Source organism: Paenibacillus sp. JCM 10914, from assembly GCF_001315105.1.
GTDB lineage: Bacteria > Bacillota > Bacilli > Paenibacillales > Paenibacillaceae > Paenibacillus_AQ.
Map to the genome: position 1 here is coordinate 19,888 of NZ_BAZR01000023.1, position 26,683 is coordinate 46,570.

Here is a 26,683-nt window from a genome sequence, read left to right on the forward strand (position 1 = left end):
GAATAAAAGGACTTAAGTCATGGTTCTTTTTTACTGTGACGATTCTACCATAATTAAACATGGTGAATCTAGTAAAAAAATGGGGATTATTAGGTTGCTTATGCTATTATCACATCCTTGAGTTACTGGTCTGAGCATAATAAAAAGCCAGTCCCTTTGGACTGGCCCTTATATTTTCTTGATTATTCCACCTTCACTGCAAAATAAAAGTTCGCGTTGCCTTGATCCAGGAACCAGGTACATGAAATTTCATATAGATATGATCCGGGTTCAGCAGGAACGGTATATTCATGGCCTGACAGTGTCAAATTTCGTACTTGGAATGATTTAATTCCGATAGGCGGTTTGGTCTCGATATCAGCTCCACCGCTTACGATGACGTGGGTGATCGTATCCAGCGTGGGGATGGCAGCGTCCGTCATAACACATTGATATCCGTTACACCATGAGTACCCGCTGCGCCTTACATCGATTTGATTTCCCTCGATCCACACCTCCGGCACGGGCGGTTCGGCGGTTTGCACCCATAACGTTTGCACAGCTTGCCTTGCGCTAACTTCCGATGTTGGAATGATATGATCCGATCTGGACCCCAAGTAGTATCCCGCACCAAACACCATCAGGAACAGAGCGCCAAATAGAAACGGTCGCATACGTTTTGCGAACATGTCACACCTCTCCATTTTGTCATTCTTTTGTTCCGAACAAAGATAGAAAATATGTTATAATCTTGAAACTACATCCCCAGTATATACCAAATGGAAGAAGGGTGAAGAGTATGTTGCATAAATGGCTGGAGTGGGCAAAAGAAATCCAGGCGATTAGCCAGGCGGGACTTGCCTATACGAAAGATATATATGACGAAGAACGGTTTGAACAGTTGCGGGCGCTGAGCGTTACGATCATGCAGGAGTACACGGATGCCGGCAGTGAGAAGATTAGAGAGCTGTTTGCAAGCGAGAGCGGCTATCAGACTCCCAAGGTGGATGTGCGCGGCGTGATCTTTCAGGAAGGCAAGCTATTGTTGGTGAAGGAGAAGGCTGACGGAGCCTGGGCATTACCCGGCGGATGGGCCGACGTTGGATTGTCGCCGGTTGAGGTGACCGTGAAGGAAGTGAAGGAAGAAGCGGGCTACGAGGTGCGTGGGACGAAGCTACTGGCCGTATTGGATAAGAAGTTCCATGCGCACCCGCCTTCGGCATTCCATGTATATAAAATGTTTATTCAGTGCGAGATTATCGGCGGTGCGGCTGGCGTCGGAGTTGAGACGTCGGACGTGGGTTTCTTCCATAAGGATGCATTACCGCCGTTATCAGAGGAACGAAATACAAGAGAGCAGCTTGTTCGTCTATTTGAATATGAGCACCAACCTGAATTGCCGACCTGGATGGATCTTTTTTAAGAGAGGAGTGGGATAGTGTGAAAGCCTTCAGACCGTATCAGGAAGTACCGGATGAAGTGCAGCTCAAGCGAAATTTTAATAGGCGGTTAAACCTATTCTTTTTTATCGCGTTTTTGATATTTTGCATCATCATTGTACGATTGGCCGTATTGCAGTTCGTAGAGGGACCAGAGCTTGCGGATCAGAAAGAGGGAGGGAGTCAGAAGAACTTCACGCTAAAGCCGATTCGCGGCAGCATCATTGACGCGTCCGGCAACAAGCTGGCCTATTCTACCGCTTCCAATGCTTTGTACATTACATTAACGAAGGATTACAGTTTAAATACCGATTCCGGCAAAGCGAATCGCCCGGAAATCGAAGCGATAGCTGCGAGCATTGCCGAGGCCTTCCGCCAATACGGCGATCCGGATCTGGAGCCGATGAGTAAGGAAGAAGTGATTAAAGCACTGGATCTGCAATATACGAGGCAGCATGGATATGAACCAAGGAGGATTAAGGATCAATTGTCGAAACAAGAGATCGCCTTTTTCCTGGAACATCGTCAGAAGTTCCCTGGCGTCCAGATTGTCGAGGAGAGTGTTAGACAATATGATCCGGATACGGTGGCTGTCCAAACCATTGGTTATTTGAGGAAATTCAAGGGCTCCAAAGACTTTAGTGAGTATAAAGAGATCGATCTGAACAACAAGACGCAGGATGATCCGGGCCTGATCTATATCGAAGAGGAATCGGTCGGTTATGGTGGACTGGAGCGAATGTTTCAGCAGGAGCTGCGCGGCAAGAGCGGCTATATCAGCATTCCGATCAGTCCACAGAACATGGTGGAGGGAGTACCAACATTAGTAGCACCGGAGAAAGGACTAAACGTGCATACGACAATCCATAAGGATATACAGCTTGCGACGGAACAAGCCATTATGGATCGCCTGCAATACCTTCAAACGAATGTCATATCCAAAAAATTGCACAAAGACGCGCTGACAGGCTATGCGGTAGCTATGGAAGTGGATACGGGGAACGTGGTTGCGATGGCGAGCATGCCCGACTATGATGCTAACATCTGGGAGAGCGGAGGCGGAACGAATTCAGCGGGCAACGGAACGATAAGTATCTATGGTTCAGGCCGATCGGGTAACAATTTTGATTCTTTGGTATTTCTCGGCTCGGTCATCAAGCCTTTAACCGTATTGATCGGACTGGAGGAGGGCTTGTTCGGGCCGAATCAGACGTATATTGACAAAGGATTTGCTACGATCGGGAGAGTTGGAAGCGAGCAGAGAATCGGTAATTCGGGAAACAAAAGTATGGGTCCAATCAAGCCACAGCAAGCGATTCAGTCCTCATCCAATGCTTTTATGATTGATATGATAGGCAAGGGGCTAGTCAGCAAGTATGGCGGTGAGAAGGGGGTTGAGGTGTGGGATCAATATATGGAATCCTTTGGTCTTGGTATCTCAACCGGCAGCGGTCTTCCTGGGGAGATGTCAGGACAAAAAAGTTATCTCGACACAGATGCCGCTGGCAGTAATTTAGCAGCCTTGGCTTTTGCATCTTTCGGACAGATGGGGAGGTACACGCCACTCCAGCTTGCCCAGTACACCGTCATGCTGGCAAATGAAGGCAAGCGGATCAAACCGCAGCTTGTCAGTAAACTGACCGACCAGAACGGCAATGTTGTGAAGACGTTCGAACGGGAGGTCCTTAGCGAAGTGGAATTTCCGCAGGAATACTGGAACGTGGTGAGACGGGGCATGAACACGCAAGGCATTGCAGGGTTTGAGGATTTCCGTTACGATTTTGCACGCAAGACCGGTACGTCCGAGCAGGACTCCGCGGCCGGCCGCAAGGATAACGGCGTCTTTATTGCTTTCGCCCCGCGCGACAATCCGAAGCTTGCGGTTGCGGTGGTTGTGCCGGAGGGCGGTTTCGGTTCGCAGAGCGCCGCGCCGATCGCCCGAAAGATCTTCGATGCTTATGACGAAGTATACGGGCTGGACGGAACGCCGCACCCGAAATTGCCTGAGGAGCAGACCGATGATCAGGAAGAAGAGGTCAAAGCAGAGGAATAGAATGTGTGAGTTATGCTGATTCCAGGTATTACATTCGATTATGTTAATTGAAGGGTGAGGGAAACGATGGGCTCAAGAATCATGCATCTGATCATTGCCAATCGGATAGCGGAAGAACTGTCGATGGAAGATCGAACGGCCTTCCTGCTGGGGAGTATCGCACCCGATGCGGTGTCTCCGAAAGAGCTGTCGCATTGCTTTGCAGGTGAAGTTCAAGATTTCTCGACGCACATTGATTACCGAACGCACAACTGAACGTGTTCACGATGAACCAAATGATCGGTTATTTGGAGACATCCGTCGAAGTAGGGGTGCTGAAATTACAGAGCGTACTTACAGCATAATCGAGCGTTAAGAAGCCTGGCTTAATGTAGAGATGCTCTCTTAAGCCAGGCTTCTTGTATGCACGGACAGCTTCAATATGGATTCTGTTTCACCTTGAGCACTTCGGCGAGGAAGGTCAGGGCCAGCCCTTGTCCCCAGCCTTGAATGCGTTTATCCGGGACATGGCAGTAGCCATGTGTGTCCTTCATGACCGCCGTTCCGGCAGACACGCCGGTGACCGTACCGTCTTCCGTTATCCGGGCCAGGATGCCATCCAGCGACTTCTGGCTGTATTTATTGTAAAGACGTCCCTTTGTTAACAGTGCTGCGGCGATACCCGCTGAACCTGAGGTCTCCAGCGGAGATTCCGGGTCGATTGTGATCGTATGCCACAAGCCGGAGTCGTCCTGCAATCGGACGAGTGCGCTCAGTTGGTCACGCAGCGAGCCTTCGATGGTCATGAAGGACGGATGCGTGACGGGGGTAAGCTCCAGAGCACGAGCCATCGTGATCGCGGCCCACGCGTTGCCCCGGCACCAGAATACGCCGGACATATGGTTCTTGGCCAGGTTATCCCAGCCGTGATAATACAGATGGCTGACGGGATCCTGCAAGCAGTCCTCGTGTCCGTGATATTGTCTTAATCCATCTTCGAAATATTCTTCTCGCTCCAGGAGCACACCGATGCGCAGCAGGAAATATCCGGCCATGAACATCGTATCGACCCAAGCCTGTTCAGGAAATACATAGGCTTCGGAATTCACCGTATGCTGAAAAATCCCGCTGCCGAACCGAGCGGCGTCAAGCGTTAGATATTCCGCCATCGCTTTCGCCGTATCCAGATAGCGTTCATCTTCATAGACCTCGTACAAGGTCAATAAGGAGTGGCCGATGGATACGCCGTTCACGGACAACTTCGGCAGTCCGTCCTCCATGTTTTCATCGACCCAGGCTTTCAGCGGTTCCAGATACTCGCGCTTCCCCGTAGCGGCATAGGCTTCGCATACGCCATAGAAAGCAACGCCGCCTGGCCAATCCCAACTGAAATCCATGCGGAAGGTGCGCTCTACCACCCGGTCTATCGCTTGCGCTACAACTTGTTCATCATATTTAAGTGTTGGCATAATCAAATCTCCTTTCATCCTCCATTATCCTTTTAATCCGGTCGTACTGATGCCCTCGACGATGTACTTCTGGAATATGAAGAACACGATCACAACCGGCAGCAAGGACAAGGTCGCCATGGCAAACATGCCGCCCCAGTTGTTGAGAGATTCGCCGTCGAGGAACAGCTTCAAGGCAAGGGAGACCGGATAAGAATCAGGTCTGTTTAGGTAAATTAGCGGGTTGATAAAGTCATCCCATCTCCAGTAGAAGGAGAAGATGGAGCACGTAATTAGCGCTGGGACGATTAAGGGGACAACGATTCGGACGAAGATGCCGTACTTGCTGCACCCGTCGATCTTCGCCGCCTCATCAAGCTCCTTCGGAATCGTGCGTATGAATTGCATGATCAGGAAGATAAAGAACGGGATGCCGAAGAATTGAGGAACGATTAAGGGCTTGAACGTCGAGATCCATCCGAACTTGGCAAACATCACGTATTGCGGAACGATGACAACGTCGTGCGGCAGCATCATGGTGATCATCATGCAGGCGAACCAGAACTGCTGGCCGAAGAATCGGGTACGGGCCAGGCCGAACGCAACGAGTGCAGAGGACGCGACCGCGCCAATGGTAGAGATGATGACGATGATGAACGAGTTCTTAAAGAACGTGCCGAAGGTCGTCCCGGCAAAGCCGCGCCAGCCTGAAGCATAGTTGGCGAACTCAAGCCGACTGGGGATCAGGCTGTAAGCGGTGGTAAAGATCTCATGGTTGGGTTTGAGTGAGCTGGCTACCAGCCACAGAATCGGATAGGTCATCCCGAGAGCAAACAAGCCAACCAAGGTGTGATAGAGTACGCGTTTACCTCTGGTCATGAAGCTTAGTCTCCCTTCGATTCATAGTGCACCCAGCGGGTGGAGGATTTGAAGATGGCAATGGTCAGGACACCCACGATCAGCAGCATGATCCAAGCAAGCGCGGAGGCGTATCCCATCTCAAAGTGCGAGAATGCCTTGCGGTACAGATACAACGAATAGAGCAGCGTCTGGTCTAGAGGTCCGCCTTCTCCCCGTGAGATGATATAGGCAGGCGTAAATGTGAGGAACGCCGATATCGTCTGCAGCGTCAGGTTAAACAGAATGATGGGACTGAGCATGGGCAGCGTAATCTTAATGAAGCGATGAACCGCATTCGCCCCATCCACGCTGGCCGCTTCATAATAATCTTTCGGGATGTTTTTGAGACCGGCGAGAAAAATAATCATGGAAGATCCGAACTGCCACACCGACAGTGCAATCAGCGTCCAGAGCGCCGTGCTCGGATTCCCGATCCAGGAGGTGGACGACTCGATGCCAATGAGCGATAAGGCCGAGTTAACAAGCCCTTGGTCACCGAAGATTTGCTGCCACATGATTGCGACAGCCACGCTGCCGCCGATCAGAGACGGCAGATAAAAGGCTGAACGATACAGTCCGACCGCTTTGGTAGCGGTGTTCAGAATCATGGCGACGAATAGGGCGAAGATGAGCCGAAGCGGGACGCTCGCCAGTACGTAGGTGAACGTAACCTGAAACGATTTGGCAATCTTGTCATCCTCCATAAAGAGCCGCTCGTAATTGCCGAGTCCGAGCCATCTCGGCGCTTCCATCAGATTGTAGTTCGTGAAGGAATAATATAAGGAGGACAGGATGGGATACAGCGTGAAAATGAGAAAGCCAAGCACGAACGGAGCAGAGAAGACGTAACCGGTGATGTGCTCGTTCTCACGGAGCTTCTTCATAGTGTTCAACCCCTACCATTTCAATTTTGCAGTGTCCCATGGTGCGGAAGCACTGATGAGTTTCATGAAAACAGCCATTGACGCATGAGCATACCGATGCGAAAATGGCTGCAGCTTGTTATTGCTGGGAGCGGGCCAGAATGGCATTGGCTTCCTTCCGGAACTCTACCGCGGCATCCTGAATCGAAATCTTCTTGAATAAGATGCGTTCGCTGAGATCACGCAACAGCTTCTCGATCTCGACCGCACCAATGGGGTTCGGCGGATCGCCCGGGGTGCTGTTGGATTCCGCCCACGTCACATAATCGAAGATCTTGCTTCGTTCTCGGACAGCAGCGCTTTCAATTCTTCCTTGACCTTGGAAGAGACCGGTACGCCGCGTTCGCCTTTGATCAGCTTGTTGGCTTCGATGTCATTAATGAAGAAGCTGATGAACTTCGCCGCCTCTTCTTTATGCTTGGAGGACTCGGTTACCGAGAAGTACATGGATGGCTTCAAGAACAAGCCTTCCTTCGTGCCAGGACCCGGCATCGGATTGAGTTCAAGCGAACGGTCTGTGATCAGGTTGGCCACGGCCAGGAACTGATTCGACCAGCCAGTGCCGGAGATGGCATTGCCAAGGACCATCTCATCTTCCTCCGCAACGCCCTTCTTCTGAGCCTCTTTATCCAGCGAGAGAATATAATCGTTGTCATACCACTTCTGGTAGCGCGTGAAGTAATCGATAAAAGGCAGGTCATCGGCGTATCCGATCGTTGTTCCATCCGCACTGTACATCTTCTGTCCGATGGTTCTCAGGTAATAAGGGAAGAAGACGTCATGTCGGTAGGCGAAACCGCCGATCTGCAATCCTTTTTCCTTCGCCTCGGCGCCCATCTGATCCATGTCATCCCAAGTCCAATCCTGTGGCGGAATATGGATGCCGTTCTTCTTCATCGTCTCCACGTCAAAGGTAGTTTGCAGTGCATTGACTCCCAGGTTCATCGCCACCAGCTTGCCGTTTACGACACCGCCGCTGAGGGCATTATCACTGACATCTGCCACATTCAAAGCACCGCTATCTGCGAAAGGCTGGAGATCTGCCAGTTGGTTGCGGCCCGCATATTGATTGAGATAGGAAATATCCATCTGAATAATATCCGGCAGTCCGCCGGCTACCGCTTGCGGGGCGAGTTTCTTCCAATAATCGTCGAACGGAGCATATTCAGGTTCAATGGTCACATGCGGGTTCTGTTCTTCGTACATCTCGATGACTTTGAGCGTGTAATCATGTCTGGATTGTCCTCCCCACCAAGCGATTCGTAATTTCACCGGGTCGTTCGTTTCGCTTGCCACCACGGGCGGCGCATCCGTGCCGGTATTGCTGCTGGTCGGCGGCTCAGCGGTACCGCCATTGCCTGCACATCCGATCAGACTTCCGATTAACGTGAACGTGAGCAGTGTGGTCATCACTTTTTTCATTTGATTTCCTCCCCCGTATTCATGAATCAAGATATCAAAATGTGAATGCTTACATTTCCAATTATGTAGATTTACGATGGAAAGGGTAAGGAAGAAAACCGTGTAATTTGTTCAAAAAGTAGATATGTACGTACAACTGATATCATTCTTTACGCAGATATTCCGACGGCGTACAACCGATCTGTTTCTTGAATACTTGGCTGAAATATTGCGGATTATCACCGAATCCCAGCTGCTGCGCCATTTCAAAGATTTTGACATCAGGGTCCTTGCACATCAACTCCGTTGCGCGCTTCATCCGCAGTTTCATGACGTAATTGGAGAACTTCTCACCCGTCTCTTTCTTGAACAGCTTGCCTAGATAATCCGCATTCATATAGAGCATGTCGTGCGCGACCAGATTCAGGGAGAGCTCCGAATTGCCAAGCTGTTCTTCGATGATCTCAATCACCTTGCGGACAATCGCGTTATATTTCACCGTCGTCTGCTCGTAGTTGCACTGCGAAATTTCCTTGACCGTCTCATCCAAAAATGTCTGAATGGCTTGCAGGGTACTCATCTCCGCCATCTCCGAAATGCGCTGATATCTCTCGTGCATCCGAGCCGGTTCCGTTAGGCGGATTAATGCAACATACTGCTGAATGGCGTACGACTTGGTTAAGTCGATGCTGAGCTGCGCTCGTTTGAGCTCATGGATGAATTCGGCCAAGGCCTGGTCGGCTTCCTTGCGATGACCCGACCTGACAGGCATGCAGAGCCGTTCCTCGTCGAAGACGAATATTTCACCGAGATTATGCCCGTGCAGGGTATCATTCATGGTAATCATGCCACCTTCATCCAAATAAAAACGATAGTTTAAGACTTGCAGCGTATCTCGGTATAGCTTCCTGGCCGTAGACATATGTCCCGGATCGCTTAACGCAATCGTGACATCCATCTTGTAGAACTGTTTGAAGGCGTGACGGATCTGCTGGATTTGCTTGTGAAGCATCTCCTCCGAGCAGTTCTCGATCAAGACGAGGACGTGCTGACCCATCGTCGTACTGAGCAGCGTTCGTTCAAGCAGATCTTCCGCAATATTCTTCACGGCGAATTGAAGCTCGAAGTCCATATCGCCTTCCAACTGGAACAGTAACAGTCGAACCGGTTGTTCCAAGTCATAGTGAAACCAAAGTCGGTATTCTTCGAGGTCATGCTGCCCATAGGTTTTGTTGGTCACGAACTCTTTAAGCACTTGTTCTTTCACGTGAGGAAGTACTCTCTGAAAACGTCGTTTCATCTCCTGAATGAACGTCTCTTGGTGTTCATGCAGCTCCAATTCGTCGACGATCTCCTGCAAGGCTTCGCCGATCTTGCTCTCATCCGTGGGTTTTAACAGATAATGTTTGACGCCATATTGCATCGCGCGGTTGGCATATTCAAATTCACCAAAGCCGGACAACAGCACGAATTTAATATGCGGATGGGAAGCGTTCGTTTTGGCAACAAGCTCCAGTCCGTCAAGTCCGGGCATGCGAATATCGGATATTACAATATCCGGTGCAGATTCTGCAATGATCTCATATGCAGCCACCCCGTTCTGGGCGGTTCCGACCAGTTCCGTCTGATACGCGGACCAATCCACTAATTGCGAGATTCCGTCCAGAATGATCCGTTCATCATCAACGAGAAGAACTTTGTACATGGATGATCCCTCCGTTATTTGGGTAGTGACAAGATAATGCGCGTACCAGCTCCCGGCTGGCTGTCAATCATCAATCCGTAACGGTCGCCGAAGGCCAGCTTGATTCGTTCGTCAATATTAACGAGGCCAATGCCGTTACCGCCTGTGGAGATGCTGCCCTTACGTAACAAGTCGATCGTATCGGGAGCCATGCCGGGGCCGTCATCTTCCATGATGACACGGAATTCGTTCTCGGTTTCAAGGCTGTACAGACAGATATGGCATGGTTCAAGCGAGGGTTCCAGCGCATAATGGATGGCATTTTCCAGTAAGGGCTGGAGCGTTAGTTTAGGAATCTTGCGCTGCAGATGCTCCTCCGGTACATCCAAGCGGAACTGCAGCCGGTCATCAAAGCGGAACTTCTGAATAATGACGTAATGTTTCACCAGTTCCAGCTCCTCCGCTAAAGTCAGAATCGGCTCTTTCAGGCTGACGGAATGACGGAGCAGATAGGCTAGTGCTTGCACCATGTCAGATATTTGCCTCTGCTTGTTCATCTTGGCCAGCCAGTTGACGGATTCCAGGGTGTTGTACAGAAAATGAGGGTTGATCTGCGCTTGCAGCGCTTTGAATTCCGTCTCTTTCACCAATAGCCGGTTCGCATAATTCTCCGTGATCAGTGCGTTTATCCGCTCTACCATTAAGCGGAACGTACGGTGCAGCAGGCCCAGCTCATCCATGGCTACGGTTGCCGTATCCTGGGTCAGAACGTTGGCCTCGGCGAAGTTTCCTTTCTCAGCCAGCTTCATCCTGGCAATCAGGCTGTCGATCGGACGCGTAAGTCCGCGACTGAAACGGATGCCGAGCAGAATCGCAACGGCAAAAATGACCGTAAATACGATAATGACGAGTTCCTTGATAAAAATGATCTGCTTGAACGTTTGATTGAAGGGAGTGACGTTCATGTAGGTCCAGCCGGTGTCGATGGAGCGGTTATGCGCTATGAAATAGGTCTGGCCGTTCAATTCTCTTGTCAGATAGCCGTTGCCTGATGACAGGGAGGACTGGATGAGAGCAGGCTCAAAATGCGGCGTTTCTGGATAGATGACGTCAGATCCCGCGGTTACGATGAGATCTCCCTCCACGGCCGCCGATTTGCGCACGATTTTGTCCATGTTGATGCGAATGATGATTGTCCCTAAATATTGCAGGTCAAATAATGTTCCGGTATAGGAGCGAATTTCCCGGGTCAGCACGAGGGCAGAATCCTGTTGGTCCGGATACAACCAGCGTGCTTCCCCATCGGCTTCTCCTGCAAGCTGAAGAATATGTTCCCGTCTCGCCGATTGAATCGGAATGACGCTGCCGACATCGTGCTGCTTATCGTAGGCATCTATCAAGTGCATGGAATGGAGCATGGGCTCAGATCCGACATAATTTAAGAGACGGTCCACCAGCTGCTGGCGCAGGATAAGCCGATCATAATCGGAATCGCTGCTGGAGATGGAACGGAGTATATTTTGAATCTGCGTATCGGTTATGATATTAAAGGATAGTTGTTCGATCCGTTCGAGTTCTGACTCAATGGCTGAAGACGACAGATGAAGCACTTGAGACGATTTGAGGTAGAGCTGCTCATCGTAGATGGAGAAGGCGTACTGCTGAACGATGACGGCGAAAGTAAAGGTCATGGCAACGATTAAGGCGATAAGCAGTGATAGTTTGTTCCGAATCTTCATATTTCGATAGACGGTAATCCATCTTTGCACGGCAACAGCTCCTTGCTGATCATATGGTGCTCACATTATGGACTGGGTTGTAAACGCTGTCAATAAGAATATGGTATCTTATAAGAGAGCCTTCAGGCGTGCATTCGGGAGAAGGAGTCGGTTAATTGAACAAGATCCACGGATAATTGGAAGGGGAGATACAGCAACATGTCAAAAGGTGAAATGCAATGGATCATTCCGGATGGATATATTCCGCTCACCAGCCGTGGTGAGCTGACCAGCCATGAATCGGTCTGCGTCTTGAATGTAAGCGATCAGGAAGCTGTGGTTACCGTCCATGCTTATTTTGAGGACCGTGAACCGTTGTTAGGCATGGAGACGATCGTCCCTGCTCAGAGAACGAAGCATATTCGGACCAGCTCGCTCCAGGTTAATGGCGAAGGTATTCCTGCGGGCATTCCCTATGCGATGGAGGTCATCAGCAGCGCACCTGTCTTTGTGCAGTATAGCCGGCTCGATTCCACGCAAGCCGAGAACGCACTTATGAGTGTGATGGCTTATCCGGTATCGGGGAAGGTTTAGTAAAGAGATGCCGACGGTATAAGGAGCCTCAGCGAGGTTCCTTTTTATATTGATGAATCATGCAAACTTGCGCAGAACGTAACGTCACCCATTATAATTGAAAGCTTATTACAAGAACGGAGGAAGCTTCTGGAATTAGGGTCATAGGAGAGATATACTTGAATTTGTACGAGATGAATAGATAATGAATGTTGCGCAAGGGGGAGATGATCCCAATGGAACTTCTATTTGTCCGCCACGCACAGGGAGAACATACGATGAATCCCCCGCGTAGCTTGCAGTTAAGAGACCCCGGCCTGACGCCGCTCGGCCAGCGGCAGAGTAAGAAGTTGCAGGACAAGTTGCCATTATCCTCAGACGATCTAATCGTCATAAGTCCAACAAGAAGAACGATAGAGACGGCACAGTTGTGGTCTGAGGGCGCTGCCTGTAAGCAAATCGTGCATCAGGCCGTAGGACCGCGGATGTTCCCGCTGCTGGCCGCCTCTATGTCCTATGGATGCGACTCGCCGCTCTCGTTGAACGTGGTGAAAGAAGCGCATCGGTTAGACGTTATAACAAGCCGTTATAGTGCATGGGAAGAAGGCATAAATGCAATATCTGAATCACTATTCGAACAGACGGCGTCCGAGTTCTTATCGTGGTGTAAGGGGCTTGATAGACCGCGCATCTACATTCTGACCCATGATGGGACGATTACCGCATATCGTCAATATCTAGGCGAGCGCAACGTGACACGTCAAGATTTCTTGGGAGAGACGGGCACTTATTTAATGCAAATTCAAAGCTAGGCAATCGCAGTAATATTTTACTTACTTGTTGCTAGATCGACTCGCACGTGCCGAGCTTCCGGGATGGTCATCGGGCCCAAGCTGAATTAGATGCGATTCAGCAATCTTCTGTCAGTAGAAAGTGGAAACAAGTCGATTTTACATGATAGGGAGCGTGAAATACGATGCGGCGTTTACAGATTGGCATGTGGCATGAATTCTCGGAGGCGAGATGGGAGCAGCTTGCAGATGATCATATTAGCGGAATGGAGATTTCTTGTTACGCGAATAGGGCCGCCGTGCAGCGGGTAAGCGACTTCTGTCGACTTCATCAGGTTGAATACGGGATTCATGGGCCTGTGCTGGGCAATTCAGGTTATAGCTTACCATTGCTGAATGCGCCTGAGCCGAGGTGTTCCACGAGGCGCTTCAGCAAATAACCAGTGAGGTTCAGCTTGCGTCGCTGTACGGTGCAGATTATATTTTGTTTCACTATCCGTTCTATCCGACGTTTCAAGCACCATTTCGCCCCTATCCTCGCCTACCTGATGTCGAGCGGCGCTATAGTAATAGCCAATTGAGCAGGGGGCTTTTCAAGGAGAGGTCGCAAGAGCTATTTGAGCATCTAAGCACGCTGCAGCTTCATTACGGTCAGCGAATCGTGCTGGAGCACGATTTCTTTGGTGAATATGAGGATATTCTGATCGATCAGTTCCACGCATTTCCCGATATCCAGTTTGTCTTGGATACTGCCAGATTAGATATAACACGAAGAGCGTTCCCAGGGTTTGACCCCTATGCGTTCCTGGATCAAATAGCGCCTCATGTATATCTGGTTCATTACAGTAATGTGTTCTATGAAGAGCATGCGTTCACTCATCACCTTCCGGTGCTTGCGTTGCATGAACACGACGACAACTTCGGAGATTCCCTAGCCTATTTACGCTATCTCGCGACTAGCAACCAAGCGTTTCATCTCACCTTCGAACATCAAGCCGACCGAATCTCAAGGCAGGAATTGTATCAAGTGTACCAACAGACTGCCACATTGCTTGAGGAGCGGGGAGGGCCTGTGCTAAACCGTTGATTGTAGCGATACAATGATGAAGAAGACGGTCATCCAACGAATGGAGTGATATCGTATGATCCCAGTAGATTATAACGATGAGCAGTTAATGCAGATTCAAGCGGAGACGCTATATGTGTTGAATGAACAGTTGCAGATTATTCGTATTAATGAAGCCAATGCAGCAGCAGACACGGCATTTTTTATTGGTTCAACGACCCAAGGAATGCAGGTCTACGTGGCAGAGTGGATGCCGGAATCGTTCGAACGGGAGCTGCATCTGCATTTACGAGAAGGTATCCAAATTTCTCACTTATATACCCTGTTGGGTCGCTACTATGCTGTGAAGGATATTTGGGCCGGACCGGCTTATGCCTTTTCGTCGGAACAGCTTGAGCATCTTCCGCCGCCTGAACCTGACGTTATCCTGATCGATAAGGCTCAAGACACGCTATTGGAACGTTACTTTCCCGACTTGATTGAGCAGTTGCAGCTGCGGATGCCGGTGGTGGGTTACGTATCGGATGGAGCTGTCGTCTCGGTCTGCTGCTCGGCCCGCACTTCTGCTAAAGCAGTGGAAGCGAGCTTGGCTACAACAAGTGATTATCGCGGCAGGGATTTAGCTGCCAAGACGGTAAGGAGCTGGCTTATGCGGTGAAGCAAGGAGGGAAACGCCCGCTCTATAGCACAGCTTGGAATAATGTAAACTCGCAGCGTGTTGCTGCCAAATTAGGACTTCGCCAGTATGGTGTTGATTTCAATATGACGGTGGTGACAGGTTGATGATGATCCAGAACCTGATCGTTGTGTTTGTCATGACGATGATCATTCATACGTCGGAGACCTTGTCTTATTCGATCCGCTATGCCGGTGTGAAACTGAATAAGCTGGCTGTGGCTTTATCCTTAACAGGGATTGTGGTGCTGGTATCGCGAACCTCCAATTTAATACAAGCACCGCTTACCGGCAAGTTCGTCGACTATGCCAAAGAGGATGCTACCTTTGATGTACTCTCGCATTTTCGCGTTATTCTGTTAGCCGCATCGGTTGGTACGATTGTGGCGATCGCGTTGTTCCCCACCTTCGTTAACCTCGCCGGCCGCTTAATTCGCAAGCTGGAGGTAGCTGGATCAATCCCGAAGCTTGTCACGAGCGTAACCGTTGGCCAGCTCAAGAATACGAGGCATTATCTTAGCAAGCCAAATCTGAGATGGAGCCAGTTTCGTTACCTGGGCGTACCCAAACGATTTATTCTGCTTAACGTGGTGGTCACGGCTATTTATACCGTAGGTGTCTTGGCGGCATTGTACGCTGCCCATCTCGTACCCCAGTACAGCACGATGGCATCTCAGGCTACGGGCCTGATCAATGGAATTGCCACGATTATCTTGACGATTTTCATTGACCCGCAGCTAGGTTTGATTATGGATAAGGCAACGCGAGATGAAGAAGCCAAAGAGCAACTAGGCAAAATATATACGATGCTCATGGTGTCACGTTTCTTCGGCACGATGCTGGCTCAGGTATTGCTTGTCCCGGCTGCTTATGCGATCAGTGTGATCGTAGGATGGATCTGATGGTAAGATGCTTAAAGCGTGTATAGCTTCTCTGGATGTCATGAATAAAGAAGGGATAAATATCATGTTGTCTCGACGACGCATTGTTTTAGAATCAGTTTTGTTTGCTGTGGTGATTTATGGGGGATATTATCTCTTTATGATATGGCACGGGTATAGATTTCCAGAAGCCTATATCGAAGAATCAGATACCAATTCAAATGTTGGTGAAGTGATCGAGATTCCTCTCCAGTCTTCATCCTCTCATATTGCTCATGTTGAATGGAACAGTGATTGGAGCAACATTAAATTTATTGTAGGATTTTTTGTATTGTGTTTTTTATATACGGGCACGAGAATGCTTCTTATAAAATGGATGAATCGTACATAATTTGTGCAGAGAGGCCGGCTGATTGTGGGAAACGCAGGACTTTGTACAATGTCACGTCCGCTATAAGGTCATCGTTCATGATCTTATAGCCAAATAATTGGATCACCCAATTACCCGATAATTAAATGCATTAAGGCAATAATTACCTCAAAATACGGATTGAAAGCGCTATTTCTACACTTGACAGCACTTACATAAGCGTTTATTCTAAACATGCGGTCGATTGGATGATCCAATTACCGTTTGCGCAAGATGGATAGAAAGGAAAGTCATATGACCATTAAGAAGATTAAATATCATAGGGTATACGAAGATGTCATTGAACAGATCAAGAATCTCATACTGGAAGGAAACCTGGCACCAGGCGATGTATTGCCTACAGAGCGCGAGCTCGCACAGTCCTTCGGCATCAGCGGGGCACGCTGCGTGAAGCGTTCCGGATACTGGAAAGAGAAGGCTTGATCGAGGCCAGACCCGGCGGAGGCCGATTTTTGAGCAAGGTGCTGGATGTCGCGGAGGATCGCACCCGGATTATGGACAATATCGAACGCGCCACAATCATCGAACTGCTCGAGGCACGTGAGTTGTTCGAGACAGGCATTGTGGAGCTGGCCGCGAAGCGAGCGACCGAAGAGGATATCGCAGAGATCGAAGCTGCCTTCGAGAAATGGGGAGAGATTGATCTCGATGGAGATCGCTCGAAGCCGGATCAGGCGTTCCATCTTTCGATCGCGAAGGCAACGCATAATGTGGTGCTCGTGAACATGATTGAGCTGCACATGGATTTGCTGCAGCGCACGTTAAGCAAGACAGCTCAAATTCCCGGACGCAAGAGCGAGGTTTACGAGGAGCATTTGCTGATCGTCCAAGCGATTAAAGAGCGCGATCCGGTTAAAGCGAAGCTGGCACTGCTGAACCACTTGAGCAAGGTTCGGGAGAATATACAGAGAAACTACATTCATGTCTAAAAAGGGGTGACCCTTTTTAGCACAAATTGGATAATCCAATTACCCAATGGGCATGAGTGAATATTTTGGTAAAGAGGGACTGCAGATGAATACAGACATTCGAATTTTATCACCCTGCGGAATGTTGGGCTATGGATTCCCGGAGCAATCCTTCATGAATGGAATGGAGCAGGAGTTGCACGGCATCGTGGTCGATGCCGGATCGACGGACGGAGGACCTCACAAGCTGGGCGCCGGCGTATCGATTGTCAGCAAACGGGCGGTGAAGAAGGACCTGGAGATCATGATCACGAACGGACTCGCCCGCAAGGTTCCAATCATTATCGGATCGGCTGGCGGCTCCGGCGCTGACACGCACGTGAACTGGACACTGGACATTATCGATGAAATTTTACGAGATCATGACTTGCAGGCGAAGATCACCGTCATCTGGGCGGATTTTAACCAGGAAGAAATTCATCGTGCTAGGGAAGAAGGACGGATTCAGGCGCTAAGCCCGAATATTCCGGCATTAACCGCGGAAGCGATTCATGAAACGAAGAGCATCGTGGCACAGATGGGCCATGAGCCAATTGTGGAAGCGCTTAAGCAAGGCGGCGACATTATCGTCTGTGGACGAGCCTACGATCCATCGCCGTTCGCTGCGATCGGTATCTATCACGGCAAGGACCCTGGGCTTTCCTATCATCTGGGCAAGATCCTGGAGTGCGGCGCGCTCTGTGCAGAGCCGGGGACGACGAAAGACAGCATTCTTGGCACGATCGGTGAGGACTACTTCACCGTACAGTCGCTGAATCCGGTGCGCAGATGCAGTCCGACCAGCGTTGCTGCCCACACGTTTTACGAGAAAGAGCATCCGTATATTCTCCATGGACCAGGGTTCACGCTTGATCTGGAGGATTGCCGCTTCCATGAGACCGAGCCCGGCGTCGTACGTGTATTCGGCAGCAAGTTTATACCGGCAGAACAGTATTTCATCAAGCTGGAAGGTGCCAGACGCGTTGCCTACCGTACATTTGTCATTGCAGGCATCCGCGATCCGATCCTGATCAGCAAGCTGGAGGAAGTAGAAGACTACGTACAGAATCAAGCGCGAGAGTATTATCGCGAGATTCCGCAAGAGGATTATCAGATTCAATTCTACAATTACGGCAAGAACGGCGTGCTTGGCAGCAAGGAGCCCGAAACGTTCCAGGGACATGAGATTGGCGTAATGTTTGAGGTTGTGGCCAAGACACAGGAACTGGCGAACAGCATCTGTGCTACGGTTCGTTCCACATTTCTACATTACGGCTACGATGGCCGCAAATCGACGGCAGGCAACCTGGCCTTTCCGTTCGCCCCAAGCGATATCGAGTTCGGCCCTGTCTACGAATTCTCTGTGTACCACCTCATGGAAATTAAGCATAATGCTTTTCGGATAGAGCAACGATAAGGAGGATTCGACATGACTCAACTGGGCGACTTGGCGAAAGTGCTGCGAAGCAAGAACTCCGGGCCTTTCGAGATCACACTCGATGTGTTGTTTGATTCCAAAGAGCAGTACGACCGAGTGAAACGGTCCGGTATTATAACCAAGCAGACCATATGCGATTTGTATCAAGTACAGGAGGAGCAGATTCACCACCTGGTCTTTTTCGACCAGGGGCTCGGCTTCAAGATTACCATCTCACGCGATATATCGTCCGGCAATGTCGGAGATCGGGATGTGTACGGAGCCCAGCAGCATGCTCCCCTCATGAAGCTTTCCATTGAACAACCGGAGGAGGGGTAAGCGATGAAAGTTCTGCGGCGTCTACGACAGGATTGGGTATTGTACGCGATGCTGTCACTGCCTCTGCTCTACTTTTTCATTTTTCACATTATACCGTTGTACGGGATGAAGCTGGCGTTTCAGGATTACCGCATCTTAGGCGATCATATCTGGGTGGGCATGAAGCACTTTAACACCCTCTTTAGTTCGCCAGCCTTTGCCAGCGTGCTTCAAAATACGATTATCATCAGCGTGATGAAGATCATCTTTGTATTCCCGATACCGATCATGCTCTCGCTGCTCATTAATGAGGTGCGCAGCTCCAAGTACCGGAAGTATGTGCAATCGGTCGTATATCTGCCTCACTTCCTGTCGTGGGTCGTTATTGCAGGGATTTGGATTAGCTTGCTGAATCCGGCCGATGGCGGGGTAAACCTAATTGCTAATTTCTTTCAGATTCCATCGGTTGATTACATGACGAGCAAGGAACACATTCGCTGGGTATTGGTATTCTCCGAAATCTGGAGAAGTGCCGGCTGGGACTCCATTATCTATCTGGCGGCTATTATGAAGATCAGTCCGGGATTATATGAAGCTGCCAAGATCGACGGTGCAACCCGTCTGCAGCAGATGCGGTTTATTACGCTGCCCCACTTATACAGCACAGTTGTAACCGTCTTCATCCTGAACCTTGGATTTTTCATGAACGCCGGTTTCGACCAGGTATTTAACTTCATGAACGACTCCGTTATCAGTGTTGTCGATATTCTGGATACTTATGTATACCGTATCGGTATCGGGAACGGCCAATTCGCTTACGCTACGGCGGCAAGCTTGTTCAAGGGAGTTATCGGAATCGTGCTGATTCTGGGTACACATTTTATTTCGAAACGTATCTCGGGCAAGGGCGTTTGGTAAAAAGGAGGGATTTACGATGAGACGGCTGGAGTTTTCGAAAATCGTCATTTACGCAGTGTTGTTTCTGTTGACGCTCATGGTATTGGTTCCTCTCCTGAATCTGCTGGCGCTGTCCTTGACGGACCCGGGCAATGCCCATCTGATGGGCGGACTGGACATTTTCCCCAAGGGATTCTCGACAATCAATTACCAATTGCTATTATCAAATCCGCTCATAACGGGCAGTATTCTGAATTCGGTGTGGATTACGATCGCTGGTACGTTTCTCAATCTGCTGTTAACGTCGATGGCGGCTTACGTACTGGCCCGAACCGAGTTTATCGGGAAAAAGTTCGTGCTGTTCTTCCTAATTGTGATCATGGTATTCGAACCGGGCATGATTCCTGAGTACCTGCTGATCAAAGATCTCGGTCTGATGAACACACTTACCTCGCTTATTTTGTACAAGGCGATTAATGTTTACTACTTATTTATTCTGATGCGGTTCATTCAGGACATTCCGGAGGAAATTCTGGAGGCTTCCCGAATGGACGGGGCTGGACACTTCAGGCTGTATAGCCGTATCATCCTGCCGCTCTCCAAGCCAGGGTTGGCTACGCTCGGTCTGTTCTACGGGGTTTATCACTGGAATGAATACTTCCGGGCAACGCTGTATATTTCCGAGCCAAGCAAATGGCCGCTACAGGTCGTGCTGAGACAGTTCGTTGTCCGCAAGGACAACACGTCGCTGGTCGGCAATCAGAACATGTTTGACAGCTCGATTAATTTTGACTTTGCTTCTCTACAGGCAGGTACGATCATCATTGCGATTGTGCCACTGCTGTTCCTATATCCTTTCATCCTGAAATATTACGCCAAAGGTGAGCTCGAAGGGGGAGTCAAAGATTAGGCCGGGAAGGGCAGCTTATTAACGGCTAGATAGAATGAACTAAAGTTCTCATTGTCGAGCATTTCCGGTAAATCTCTTTAGTTCAAGCTATGTAGATGTTCAAATTTATAAAAGGGGAGACAATGAACATGAAAAAGTTAAGCATGTTGTTAATCGTCGCAATGATGGCTATGGTCATGGCCGCTTGCACATCGAACTCGCCGGGCGGAGCCGACCCTGATCCTGGGACGACGCCTGATGGAAGCGGGGATCCGGCTACTTTGAAGATTGTGTACAAGGACGAGGGAACCTCAAATCCGGTGTCCGTGAAATTTTTCGAGACCTTGGAGCAGTCACTAGCAGAAGATGAAGGGATTAATGTAAAATTCGAGCTTGTTGATCTGGCTCAAGGCAGCTACGCAGAAAACTTGAATCTGCTGCTGCTCGGCGGTACGATTCCGGATATCATCTATTTCCAGGGCGGAGACCAGCAAATTTCGGATCAAGGCCTTTTGGAGGACTTGACTCCATATATCGAGAATTCAACGCATCTGAAGAATATCATGGAACCGCATAACCAGACCCGGATGAATAGCTATCCGTACTTGTTATGGGTGAAGCCGCTCGCACCGAAGACTCCGGTTGTACGTGCCGATTGGTTTAATGCGATGGACAGCTCGACTGCACTTATGGAAGATCCTACGATTGATAACTATCATGCGTTCTTTAAAGAATTGGTAGAGAAGAAGCCAGGTGATGGCAAGCCGAGCTACGCGCTTACGGCTGCAGGCGATATTGCAGAGATCGATTTCATATTTGATACCGCTTTCGGTCTGGATGCAACCTGGTTGAAGAAAGACGACGGCACGTATGAATACTCCAAAGTATCTCAGAATGAGAAGGAGAAACTGACATTCTACAACCAGCTGTATCAAGAAGGTCTGCTAGATCCGCAGTTCATCACCAAGCAATGGGATACCAAGGAAGATGCATTCTATAAAGGCGATGCAGCTGTAATTACGGGTACTGCGGGCAAAATCATCGATTTGTATGATGGCAGAATGCAGGAACTTGGTGGAGAAGAGGCGAACTTGGTCGTGCTGCCACCGGCTAAGGGCGAAGGCGGCCAAGGATTTGGGGCAACCGACGTAACGAAAGAATCCAGAGGCCTTGCAATTTCCTCGCAGTCCGCTCATAAAGACGTCGCATTCAAGGTGTTCGATTATCTTGCAAGTCCGAAGGGCCAAATGCTGGATCGTCTCGGCTTTGAAGGTGAACACTATGAAGTCGCCGATGGAGAAATTGAACTGAACGAGAAGTATTATTCCGAATGGTATGCACGTTTCTGGGAGCCCGTGGAGATTGAGTCGGAGACGCCGTTGAAGACGCCTTTGCTTGGCGAACCAGGAACAGAAGCATTGCAGATGGCTTCCGAGTACTACACCGAGGATAATAATTTCATCATTCCAGAGCAGTTTATCGCGAACTGGGATGCGATGAACAACCTGTATAAAGAATATTCAACCGATTTCATCACTGGTAAGAAGGATCTGGCACAGTTCGATCAGTTCGTGGAAGCCTGGAACAACGCAGGTGGAGCTGAGATTACGCAATACGCTAACGACAACATCAAGTAAGGAGCTTATAAATTATGACTTCGTTTCGTGACCGAGTGAGGGGCGTGGTAATCTCTACCGCGCTCGGAGACGCCATGGGAGCTCCAATCGAGAAACTGACCTACGATCAGATTAAATCGAAATACGGACGCGTAGAATCCATTATGACCAGATGGCATAAGATGGACCTGCCTCATGATGTCCGGCTTGGCCGGGTAAGAGGTGATGGGATTGTTACAGACGATACGCTGATGACGATTGCGCTCATGAATGTGTATCACATCGAAGGCCGACACCTGGACGCTTATGATTTGGGCAATGAATTCGTGAAGGAAATCGCTTTTCGTAAGACATTCGTGCCTGAATTGGATCAAGAGACGCACATTATCGATCGGTTGTTCTATCCGGAAAAATACATCTTCATGCGCCATGTGCTCGCCAACTGCGATCCAAGGGAAGGCGGGATCGGTAATATGGTGAACTGCGGAGCGGCGATGTATATCGCCCCGATCGGGATTGTGAATGCAGGGCATCCGAAAGCGGCCTACGATGAAGCGATTCTGTTCGCGATGGGCCATCAAAACAGTTATGGTCTCGAAGCGGCAGGAGTACTCGCCGCCTGTGTCGCCAAGGCGTTCGAGCCGGGCGTGACAGTTGATGATATCATCAAGACAGCCATTCATCTTGCCAAGGACGGTACAAAAGCGGCCATTGAGGAAATGACTGAAGCCGCACGCGAACTGCGCGATCGGCGCGACGATATGGATCAAGTCATCGCGGTATTCCAGCGGATCATGCTCAAGTATTCGCCGATGGGCGACGACGTAAGCCGCCATATCGACAAAGTCGGGGTACCGAGCAACCACTATACGCCTAGCCGACTCTGGTCGATCGAGGAATTGCCTATGGCACTGGCGTTCATGGTGCTAAATGATGGGGAGTATTACCGCACCATTCAAGACGGCGTTAATTCCGGACGGGATACCGATTCCATCGGCGTCATGGCCGGCGTCATCTTGGGCGCCATGTATGGTGCGGAGATCGTTCATCAAGAAGACATCGAGCAGTTGAACAAGGTCAATCGTCTGGACTTGCTTGATATCGCAGATCGGTTCAGCGAGGTTGCCGCCAGCATCATCAAGGAAGACCTTCAGTCGCACGCTGCCAGACAGAGCGTCCTTAACTAACCACATCCCCGGATAACTACGATTTCATAGCGATCCGGGGATGATCTAATTCATTTAACTAGCGTAACTGGCTAGGAGGGAGAGCTATGATACCTAACAACTATGTAGAGACTGTATACGCAGGGTTTATCGGAATGAATATCGGGATTCGACTCGGTGCGCCAATCGAGCCGGTCGCCTGGACGTATGAGCGAATCGTGATGTGTACGGAGATATCAGAGACTATGTTAAGCCATACCGGACGTTTGCGGCAGACGATGATGCCAATGGACCCGTTTTTTTCATCCGCGCGCTCTATGACGATGCCGTGGATCGGGACCTGACGCCGGAGGATGTCGGTAGAGCGTGGCTGAATTACGCCCGTGAAGGCATTGGCATGTTCTGGTGGGGCGGTGAGGATATCAGTACCGAGCATCGGGCATACGTCAATCTGCGCAAGGGTATTTCCGCACCGCGCTCCGGCTCGATCGAAGTGAACGGCACCGAGATGGCTGAACAGATCGGTGGCCAGATCTTCATCGATTCATGGGGGTTGCTGTTCCCGGGAGAAGTAGAGCAGGCAGCCGATTATGCGGAAAAAGCAGCCAGCGTATCCCATGATGGCAACGGCTTGTACGGCGCCCGCTTTATGGCGGCATGTATCGCCAAGGCTTTTGATGCATCCTCGATAGACGAGATCATCGCCGAAGGCCTGCGCATGATTCCCGAGGATTCTACGTATGCGCGAGTCGTGCATGCCGTCATGGATTTCCAGCGTGAGCATCCGTCGGATTGGCAGGCGTGCCGTCAATATTTAGAGGATCATTGGGGATACGATAAATATACCGGGGTGTGCCATATTATCCCGAACGCGGGCGTATGCGTACTGGCGCTGCTGTATGGCGAAGGGGATTTTGCCCGGACGGTGGAGATCGCTTCGATGTGCGGCTGGGACACCGATTGCAACGCAGGCAATGTAGGCAGTATTCTTGGCGTATTCGGTGGCTTGGCGGGCATTCCGGATCATTACCGGCAGCCGATCAACGATTTCATCGTGGCCTCCAGTGTGTCTGGCTACTTGAACCTGGTTGATTTTCCGACCTTCTCCAAGGAGCTGTCATTGCTGGGATATCGATTGAACGGCCAAGAAGCACCCCAGGCGCTTGTTGAATCCGTAAGACAGGGCGAGGTGTTACTTGACTTCGAACTGTCTGGTTCTACCCATGGATTTCGGACTAGTAATACGTTCAAGACGCCTGTTGTACGCCATTCAACCAAGGTAGCATACGAGGGCAACGGCTCGCTGGAGATTGTGTTTGACCGCTTGGTGCAAGGGGACAGCAGCAAGATCTACTACAAACCGTTTTACCGGAGAGCCGAGTTTGATGACGAGAAGTATAAGCCGACCTTTGCTCCGCTAGCATACAGCGGTCAGACGGTAACCGCTCAAATCCAAGTGGACCAGTGGGAAGGGGAACCAATCACCCTGACTCCGTATGTGCGCAACACGTACACTGGTGAGGATGTGCTTCTGAGTCCGGTTACGCCTGTTGCGGGTCAATGGAATGAGATCCAATTCGTCATCCCGGATACGCAAGGCGCCATGATCGATGAGATCGGGTGGATTCTGGAGAGCCCGTCACCGCTGCTGAACCGCGCGATTGGCCGTTTGTTCATTGGGCGCTTCCATATTCATGGAACGGCGGATTATACGATTGACTTTGCCAAGCAAGCCAAGGAATTTGCATCCGTGACGCCGTTTGCGCACCACCGCGGCAAGTGGGAGCTAGATGGTGACAGCTTGCACTGCACAACGGAAGGCGATACGGCTTCCTTCTCTGGTAATTATTACGCAACCGATGCTGTGGTGGAGGCGACGATTACACCAGTCACAGGCAACAGCCACGGTATGATCACTAGGGGGCAAGGCGTAATGCGCTATTACCTAGCTGGATTCGATGGACCGAACTCCGTCTCTTTCATCAAGCAAGAATTCGGAGTGAAGCGCCTGATTACCGCCCGTTACGATTGGGAGCTTGGCAAGACGTATCAGTTCAAACTGGTAGCCGAGCAGGATCGATTCACGTTGTATATTAATGGAGAGGATGTACTGGAGTGCAAAGACAGTACGTTTGCTTACGGAATGTTCGGTTTTGGAAGTCTGGAAGACGGCGAGAACCGAATTAAGGATATTCACGTTCGAACCACGGTATAAGGGACTTTCTTGAAAAAGGAGCGGTATCATTGCAGAAGCTGTTAGTCATAGGAAGCATCAATATGGATGTGGTAAGTTCAGTCGAACAATTTCCGGAGCCGGGGGCAACGATTCACAGCAAGTCTACCTCCTTCTTTCCTGGTGGAAAAGGGGCTAATCAAGCGGTGGCGGCGGCTTCGGCTGGTGCGGACTGTGCTATGGTTGGTGCGGTGGGAGTAGATCCTTTCGGTGATACGCTGGTTGCCTCGCTGGAGGATCGCGGGGTTGACGTGAAGTCAGTGCTCACCAAGGAGGGGACGTCAGGAATCGCGCTGATCACCGTTAACGTTGAAGGAGAGAATTATATTGTTCTCTCGGAAGGTGCCAACGGTAGGTTGACCGAAGCAGATGTTGACTCTGAGGTGAACTGGGATGGCGTATACGCGGTTCTGCTGCAGAACGAGATTCCGTGGTCAACGACGGAGCATGTTATTTCATCAGCAAATGCTGCTGGCGTACGGGTCTGGTTAAATCCTGCGCCTGCCCGCTCGGTGCCAAGCAACATTTTGCCGCTGTTGGATACACTCATTGTGAATGAGACCGAAGCAGCCGTGGTCAGCGGGATCAAGGTGAATGACGCCGTCTCGGCCGCCGAGGCGGCGGAATTGATCATCGCTTCAGGAACCGCGAGTGTGATCGTCACGCTAGGCGAGCAGGGCTGCTTCTATGCGAGTGCCACTGGGGAGCGGATTATCGTCCCGGCATTCCGTGTAAAACCGGTCGATACCACAGCGGCAGGCGACACGTTTATCGGTGCTTATGCCGCAGCGTGCACGAACGGGATGGAGACGGAAGCGGCTTTGAAGTTCGCTACAGCCGCAGCGGCGCTAACCGTGACACGTCCGGGTGCGCAGTCCTCGATTCCATCCCGGGATGAGATCGAGGCTTATATGGATCAGCAGTGATAGCAGAATGAGCGCGAATGAGACTGAGGGGGGTTCATTCGCGTTTTTTTATATTTTGGGTCGTGGTCAGCGCAAGAGCGCGCAAGTCCCCCAAGAGGATCTTTAATCTCCCCGACATGTAATGCCAGACCCGTTCATACAATGATTATGATCCTAATGAATCTATGGAATGGGGTTTGGATGAATGGCAAAACAGAAAAGAGGTAAATCTTTGTGGCATTTACCTACGCGCGCTCGTGGGACCTGTCCAGTGTGTCAAAGCACCCGAATTAAGTTGCTGTACCCTCGTACGAGATCAGACGGCAAACAGCTAAAGGTATGCAAACGCTGTGAT

At 50.2% G+C, this 26,683-nt stretch carries 24 protein-coding genes and 3 pseudogenes; 20 read left to right on the top strand and 7 right to left on the bottom strand.

The features are described 5' to 3' along the window. Window positions 1-182: 182 nt before the first annotated feature. Window positions 183-668 carry a hypothetical protein gene (locus tag JCM10914_RS20505; RefSeq protein WP_023964186.1) on the bottom strand — a complete coding sequence of 162 codons (486 nt, stop codon included), beginning with the start codon at window positions 666-668 and terminating at the stop codon, window positions 183-185. A gap of 110 nt (window positions 669-778) precedes the next feature. Between JCM10914_RS20505 and JCM10914_RS20510 the strand changes: the two genes are divergently transcribed. From JCM10914_RS20510 to JCM10914_RS20520, 3 genes and pseudogenes are all read left to right on the top strand, one after another. After that, window positions 779-1,402: an NUDIX hydrolase gene (locus JCM10914_RS20510; protein WP_023964189.1), complete on the top strand. Its 624-nt coding sequence runs from the start codon at window positions 779-781 to the stop codon at window positions 1,400-1,402. A 17-nt stretch (window positions 1,403-1,419) separates the two neighbouring features. Beyond that, window positions 1,420-3,471, top strand: a complete 2,052-nt coding sequence (locus tag JCM10914_RS20515; protein WP_023964190.1) for a penicillin-binding protein 2 — start codon at window positions 1,420-1,422, stop codon at window positions 3,469-3,471. Between the two features lie 66 nt (window positions 3,472-3,537). Beyond that, a pseudogene (locus JCM10914_RS20520) lies at window positions 3,538-3,714 on the top strand (hydrolase); the annotation flags it as partial. Between the two features lie 173 nt (window positions 3,715-3,887). Here the strand turns inward: JCM10914_RS20520 and JCM10914_RS20525 are convergent. From JCM10914_RS20525 to JCM10914_RS20550, 6 genes and pseudogenes are all read right to left on the bottom strand, one after another. Beyond that, window positions 3,888-4,919, bottom strand: coding sequence for a glycoside hydrolase family 88 protein (locus JCM10914_RS20525; protein ID WP_023964194.1), 1,032 nt, complete (start codon window positions 4,917-4,919; stop codon window positions 3,888-3,890). Between the two features lie 24 nt (window positions 4,920-4,943). Next, a complete protein-coding gene (locus JCM10914_RS20530) occupies window positions 4,944-5,777 on the bottom strand; it encodes a carbohydrate ABC transporter permease (protein WP_023964196.1) in 834 nt (277 codons plus the stop codon). A gap of 5 nt (window positions 5,778-5,782) precedes the next feature. Then, window positions 5,783-6,682: a carbohydrate ABC transporter permease gene (locus tag JCM10914_RS20535; RefSeq protein ID WP_023964198.1), complete on the bottom strand. Its 900-nt coding sequence runs from the start codon at window positions 6,680-6,682 to the stop codon at window positions 5,783-5,785. Between the two features lie 118 nt (window positions 6,683-6,800). After that, window positions 6,801-8,143, bottom strand: a pseudogene (locus JCM10914_RS20540) (ABC transporter substrate-binding protein). Window positions 8,144-8,285: 142 nt separating this feature from the next. Further along, complete coding sequence (locus JCM10914_RS20545) at window positions 8,286-9,827, bottom strand: response regulator (protein WP_023964204.1); 1,542 nt, start codon at window positions 9,825-9,827, stop codon at window positions 8,286-8,288. 14 nt (window positions 9,828-9,841) lie between these two features. Continuing rightward, window positions 9,842-11,575, bottom strand: a complete 1,734-nt coding sequence (locus JCM10914_RS20550) for a sensor histidine kinase (RefSeq protein WP_023964206.1) — start codon at window positions 11,573-11,575, stop codon at window positions 9,842-9,844. A 168-nt stretch (window positions 11,576-11,743) separates the two neighbouring features. Between JCM10914_RS20550 and JCM10914_RS20555 the strand changes: the two genes are divergently transcribed. The 17 genes and pseudogenes from JCM10914_RS20555 to rbsK all read left to right on the top strand — a co-directional run bounded on the left by JCM10914_RS20555 (window position 11,744) and on the right by rbsK (window position 26,349). Then, a complete protein-coding gene (locus tag JCM10914_RS20555) occupies window positions 11,744-12,118 on the top strand; it encodes a sensory rhodopsin transducer (protein WP_023964208.1) in 375 nt (124 codons plus the stop codon). 215 nt (window positions 12,119-12,333) lie between these two features. Then, a complete protein-coding gene (locus tag JCM10914_RS20560) occupies window positions 12,334-12,909 on the top strand; it encodes a histidine phosphatase family protein (RefSeq protein WP_036719363.1) in 576 nt (191 codons plus the stop codon). Between the two features lie 164 nt (window positions 12,910-13,073). Beyond that, on the top strand, window positions 13,074-13,328 hold the full coding sequence (locus JCM10914_RS30780; RefSeq protein WP_023964212.1) for a hypothetical protein: 255 nt from the start codon (window positions 13,074-13,076) through the stop codon (window positions 13,326-13,328). Further along, window positions 13,301-13,975, top strand: a complete 675-nt coding sequence (locus JCM10914_RS20565) for a sugar phosphate isomerase/epimerase (protein WP_231638723.1) — start codon at window positions 13,301-13,303, stop codon at window positions 13,973-13,975. The genes JCM10914_RS30780 and JCM10914_RS20565 overlap by 28 nt, the downstream gene beginning before the upstream one ends. Window positions 13,976-14,030: 55 nt before the next feature. Continuing rightward, window positions 14,031-14,612, top strand: a complete 582-nt coding sequence (locus JCM10914_RS20570; protein ID WP_023964216.1) for a hypothetical protein — start codon at window positions 14,031-14,033, stop codon at window positions 14,610-14,612. A 127-nt stretch (window positions 14,613-14,739) separates the two neighbouring features. Beyond that, window positions 14,740-15,531: a lipid II flippase Amj family protein gene (locus tag JCM10914_RS20575; RefSeq protein ID WP_036719383.1), complete on the top strand. Its 792-nt coding sequence runs from the start codon at window positions 14,740-14,742 to the stop codon at window positions 15,529-15,531. Between the two features lie 64 nt (window positions 15,532-15,595). Further along, window positions 15,596-15,901 carry a hypothetical protein gene (locus JCM10914_RS20580; RefSeq protein ID WP_036719365.1) on the top strand — a complete coding sequence of 102 codons (306 nt, stop codon included), beginning with the start codon at window positions 15,596-15,598 and terminating at the stop codon, window positions 15,899-15,901. Window positions 15,902-16,174: 273 nt separating this feature from the next. Further along, a pseudogene (locus tag JCM10914_RS20585) lies at window positions 16,175-16,869 on the top strand (FadR/GntR family transcriptional regulator). Between the two features lie 85 nt (window positions 16,870-16,954). Beyond that, window positions 16,955-18,304: an acyclic terpene utilization AtuA family protein gene (locus JCM10914_RS20590; RefSeq protein WP_036719367.1), complete on the top strand. Its 1,350-nt coding sequence runs from the start codon at window positions 16,955-16,957 to the stop codon at window positions 18,302-18,304. Between the two features lie 12 nt (window positions 18,305-18,316). After that, window positions 18,317-18,643 (top strand): DUF4387 domain-containing protein, encoded by a 327-nt coding sequence (locus tag JCM10914_RS20595; protein WP_023964228.1) that lies wholly within the window; start codon window positions 18,317-18,319, stop codon window positions 18,641-18,643. Between the two features lie 3 nt (window positions 18,644-18,646). Continuing rightward, window positions 18,647-19,540, top strand: a complete 894-nt coding sequence (locus tag JCM10914_RS20600) for a sugar ABC transporter permease (protein ID WP_023964230.1) — start codon at window positions 18,647-18,649, stop codon at window positions 19,538-19,540. 16 nt (window positions 19,541-19,556) lie between these two features. Further along, window positions 19,557-20,429, top strand: coding sequence for a carbohydrate ABC transporter permease (locus JCM10914_RS20605; RefSeq protein ID WP_023964232.1), 873 nt, complete (start codon window positions 19,557-19,559; stop codon window positions 20,427-20,429). 128 nt (window positions 20,430-20,557) lie between these two features. Next, on the top strand, window positions 20,558-22,045 hold the full coding sequence (locus tag JCM10914_RS20610) for an extracellular solute-binding protein (RefSeq protein WP_023964234.1): 1,488 nt from the start codon (window positions 20,558-20,560) through the stop codon (window positions 22,043-22,045). Window positions 22,046-22,059: 14 nt separating this feature from the next. Continuing rightward, a complete protein-coding gene (locus JCM10914_RS20615) occupies window positions 22,060-23,211 on the top strand; it encodes an ADP-ribosylglycohydrolase family protein (RefSeq protein WP_036719369.1) in 1,152 nt (383 codons plus the stop codon). 86 nt (window positions 23,212-23,297) lie between these two features. After that, on the top strand, window positions 23,298-23,534 hold the full coding sequence (locus JCM10914_RS31980; RefSeq protein ID WP_023964238.1) for a hypothetical protein: 237 nt from the start codon (window positions 23,298-23,300) through the stop codon (window positions 23,532-23,534). Next, the gene (locus JCM10914_RS20620; protein WP_370570270.1) at window positions 23,426-25,405 is read left to right on the top strand and encodes an ADP-ribosylglycohydrolase family protein; all 1,980 of its coding nucleotides are present in this window, start codon (window positions 23,426-23,428) and stop codon (window positions 25,403-25,405) included. The genes JCM10914_RS31980 and JCM10914_RS20620 overlap by 109 nt, the downstream gene beginning before the upstream one ends. Window positions 25,406-25,434: 29 nt before the next feature. Continuing rightward, window positions 25,435-26,349, top strand: a complete 915-nt coding sequence (gene rbsK / locus JCM10914_RS20625; RefSeq protein ID WP_023964242.1) for a ribokinase — start codon at window positions 25,435-25,437, stop codon at window positions 26,347-26,349. Window positions 26,350-26,683 lie beyond the last annotated feature (334 nt).